General features: G+C 52.1%; 4 protein-coding genes. 2 read left to right on the top strand and 2 right to left on the bottom strand.

Going from position 1 to position 2,592, the window contains the following annotated elements; genetic code table 11:
• Nucleotides 1–54 precede the first annotated feature (54 nt).
• Together WC1_RS23280 and WC1_RS19160 are read right to left on the bottom strand one after the other, a co-directional pair.
• The gene (locus WC1_RS23280; protein WP_016149633.1) at nucleotides 55–615 is read right to left on the bottom strand and encodes a host cell division inhibitor Icd-like protein; all 561 of its coding nucleotides are present in this window, start codon (nucleotides 613–615) and stop codon (nucleotides 55–57) included.
• The gene (locus WC1_RS19160; protein ID WP_016149632.1) at nucleotides 612–878 is read right to left on the bottom strand and encodes a helix-turn-helix transcriptional regulator; all 267 of its coding nucleotides are present in this window, start codon (nucleotides 876–878) and stop codon (nucleotides 612–614) included. Before WC1_RS19160 ends, WC1_RS23280 begins: the two co-directional genes overlap by 4 nt.
• 551 nt (nucleotides 879–1,429) lie before the next feature.
• Between WC1_RS19160 and WC1_RS19165 the strand changes: the two genes are divergently transcribed.
• Both WC1_RS19165 and WC1_RS19170 read left to right on the top strand, forming a co-directional pair.
• On the top strand, nucleotides 1,430–2,233 hold the full coding sequence (locus tag WC1_RS19165; protein WP_016149631.1) for a hypothetical protein: 804 nt from the start codon (nucleotides 1,430–1,432) through the stop codon (nucleotides 2,231–2,233).
• Nucleotides 2,230–2,472, top strand: coding sequence for an ogr/Delta-like zinc finger family protein (locus WC1_RS19170; RefSeq protein ID WP_000984214.1), 243 nt, complete (start codon nucleotides 2,230–2,232; stop codon nucleotides 2,470–2,472). The genes WC1_RS19165 and WC1_RS19170 overlap by 4 nt, the downstream gene beginning before the upstream one ends.
• The last annotated feature ends 120 nt before the right edge of the window (nucleotides 2,473–2,592 follow it).

The following is a 2,592-nucleotide window of genomic DNA, read 5'->3' as shown; positions in this document are numbered from 1 at the left end:
TGCATGGGGTTAAGGTCATCACGACGCGCTGAGACGGTCTGAGGGGTGTTTTTATTATGCATGTGACACCTCCATAACCGGCAGACGGGCGGCAAGGGAAAGCACGTATTCCCGGACAAGGGTGCGGCGGGCGGCCAGCTCGTCACCGGCAACGGTGCGGAGCATACAGATACGGGGTTTACGGTCTGCGCGACGGACGGCGGCAAACATAAAGACAAACTGCGGGTGTGACGGGGTGAGGGTCGCAGCCATGATGGCAATCTCCATTGAGTAGCGGTTGCTGCTACCACCGGAAACGCCAATTTCACTGGTGGCAGCCCGAACGGGGTTGGCGTAACCGGCCTCAATGAATACCGGCCAGCCCGAAGGCTGCCCCGCCCGGACTACCATTATCTGACAGGAACCGTGGTGTACGCATAAACACCACAGCCCGGAAAATGGGTGTGTCTGAGCTACGACATAAAAAAAGACGCATAGCGCGTCTGTTGTCGCCATTGAGTTACACGGAACGCCAATTCCGGCTGTCGATTTTGCGACAGCGACGAAACTGTACCAGGAAACACACAACGGATGCAAGCCAGAAAAAGGGGCTTTGTGAAAACGGCTCTGATTCATGCGTCGTATTTCCGGTTGCGGTGCGCGACACGCTCTTCCATCCACGCCGTGATTTCAGACTGCAGCCAGGCGACATTTTTACCCCCGAGGGAAACCTGCGCCGGGAAAGCATTGCGGGCGATTAAATCGTAGAGCGTGGAGCGGGACAGGCCGCACTGATGAATGACTTCCGGGAGACGTAAAAAACGCTCCTGAGCCGGGGCTGAAACCGGCATCGGGTGCGCGGTGGTGGGGGAAGATGGTACTGATGAAACTGTGTGCATAACGCTACCTCGTTAATATCCGCAGAGATCCGGACGTGTCCGTCCGGTATCAGGTAGCGCTCTATTTTGTGAATATTTTTTCTCAATGCAACAGGGGGAAATTGTACAAAGCACGGAACAACGGGTGCTGTTTTTTTACTCAAGACCATTTAAAGGCACTGGAAGGAGTTATAAGGCACTGGAGATTTCAAAAGTGAAATGCAAATTGATTTAATCACCCTAACAGCATGAATTAATAGGATATACCGCATAAAATTTACATTCGGGATGTTCAGACCAGTGAACAGTAGTGAACAGTTGGTGAACACTTTCCTCTCAACTGTTCACTCTTTAATTTATTGTTTTACTTATATTTTTATACTGAGTGAACAGTAGTGAATAGTTATATGTAAAAAAACAAACAGAGAGAGGGGTTTACCTGCGACCTTTCTCTGGCCAGCCGGGTTTTTAAGTCCTGTTTGTGCCATGTCTGCGACAACGGCAATGAATCGAGTTGTTGTCTGAGGGACGGCAGAATGGCGTCAGGTTGAAAACACAGAGAGAACCCGACGATGAAACCAGATTTGTTTACCGCAGTAATGAAAACCATCGGCAGCACGCAGGATGAGAACATCCGCACGGCCATTGACAGCGCACTGGATACCCTTAACGAGAAAGCAAACCAGAACGCAGAGGCCACGATAAATAATGCGCTTGAGGCATTCAGCAAGGCCAAATCCGCGCACACGGAAAACATGCTGAAACTGAATGATATTGATGCGGCCATTACCCGCAGTGAGAAAGAACGTCAGAACGCCCTGAATGAAAGTGCCGAAGCGGAACAGAACTGGCGTACCCGTTTTCGCGAACTGCGCGGCATGATGACCCCGGAACTGAAAGCCGAACACAGTCAGCGAGTGGCCGGTCGGGAGCTGGCGGAGGAATTCACCGCCCTGATTGATGAACTCAACGATGATAAAGCCAGTACCATGCTGGACGCCTGTACATCAGGAAAAGAATACATCAGCGCCCATTCAAAGGCGCTTTCTGTCCATGCCCGGAATGAGTGGGCGGTGGTAATGAAGGAGATTCCCCCGGCGCTGATACGCGCTTTTGCGTTACGTCTGCGTGAGCTCGAAATTAAGGGAGAAGAACACCCTCACAACGTTCTCATTCAGGAGCTGGGTGAGAATGTACTGGCGCAAAGCAGGTACTACACATTCAACATGGAGCATGAGCCGGTAATTTCAAAAATTGGGCTTCACCGTCCGGCACTCACCGGCGTGGACATGAAGCTCTTTAAAAGCCCTGTTCTCAGAATGGCGCGGGCTAAAGAGCTGGCACAGAAGAAAAAATCGCGGGGGGTTAAGCCATGATGCGCTGTCCGTACTGCAAACAGGCTGCCCATGTCCGTACCAGTCGCTACCTGTCGGATAACGTCAAACAGAGCTACCTCCAGTGCGTGAATGTCTTTTGCTCCGCAACCTTTCGCACCACCGAGTCTATCGACGAGGTGATACGGCCACCGGCAGAAGAAAAGCCCGAACCGCCGCAGACAGTACCAGAAACACCGCCCCGAATTCTGGACTGCGCCCGCTCATCGCTGCGCCACTGATTCAGGAGAAAAGACAATGGCACGAGCACTACTGGAACAGGCCTTTGAAACCTGTCAGAAGAATAAATCGGACTGGATGAGCAGCAAGTCAGCACTGGCGCGGGCTGAAATGGCGCTGAA

The sequence above is a fragment of the Citrobacter sp. KTE30 genome (assembly GCF_000398825.1).
Taxonomy (GTDB): domain Bacteria; phylum Pseudomonadota; class Gammaproteobacteria; order Enterobacterales; family Enterobacteriaceae; genus Citrobacter; species Citrobacter freundii.
Note: the sequence above shows the minus strand (reverse complement) of the source record. Positions and strands in the feature narration are given on the sequence as shown.